Source organism: Thioclava arctica, from assembly GCF_040892615.1.
In the GTDB taxonomy this organism is placed as follows: Bacteria; Pseudomonadota; Alphaproteobacteria; order Rhodobacterales; family Rhodobacteraceae; genus Thioclava; species Thioclava arctica.
Genome location: NZ_JBFRYC010000053.1, coordinates 1 through 623 on the forward strand (window position 1 = coordinate 1; position 623 = coordinate 623).

Sequence of the window (623 nt, forward strand, 5' to 3'; positions counted from 1 at the left end):
GTTGACCACGGCAAGACGACGCTGACGGCGGCGATCACCAAGTATTTTGGTGACTTCAAGGCCTATGACCAGATCGACGGCGCGCCCGAAGAAAAGGCACGTGGCATCACGATCTCGACCGCTCACGTTGAGTATGAGACCGAAGCCCGTCACTACGCCCACGTCGACTGCCCCGGCCACGCTGACTATGTGAAAAACATGATCACCGGTGCGGCGCAGATGGACGGCGCGATCCTCGTGGTGAACGCTGCTGACGGCCCGATGCCCCAAACGCGCGAGCACATCCTGCTCGGTCGTCAGGTCGGCATCCCGACGATGGTTGTTTACATGAACAAGGTCGATCAGGTTGATGACGAAGAGCTGCTCGAGCTGGTCGAAATGGAAATCCGCGAGCTGCTGAGCTCGTATGATTACCCCGGCGACGATATCCCGATCGTGCGTGGTTCGGCTTTGGCCGCCCTCGAAGGTCGTGATCCGGAAATCGGCGAGAACTCGATCCGTGCGCTGATGGAAGCTGTCGACGCTTGGATCCCGACGCCCGAGCGCGCCGTGGACCAGCCCTTCTTGATGCCGATCGAAGACGTGTTCTCGATCTCGGGTCGCGGCACGGTTGTGACCGGCCG

At 60.8% G+C, this 623-nt stretch carries 1 protein-coding gene; it reads left to right on the forward strand.

Annotated features, from left to right (window positions below; genetic code table 11):
* Positions 1–623, forward strand: a 623-nt coding sequence (locus AB4874_RS19890) for a GTP-binding protein (RefSeq protein ID WP_368393315.1), incomplete at both ends; no start/stop codon positions are given.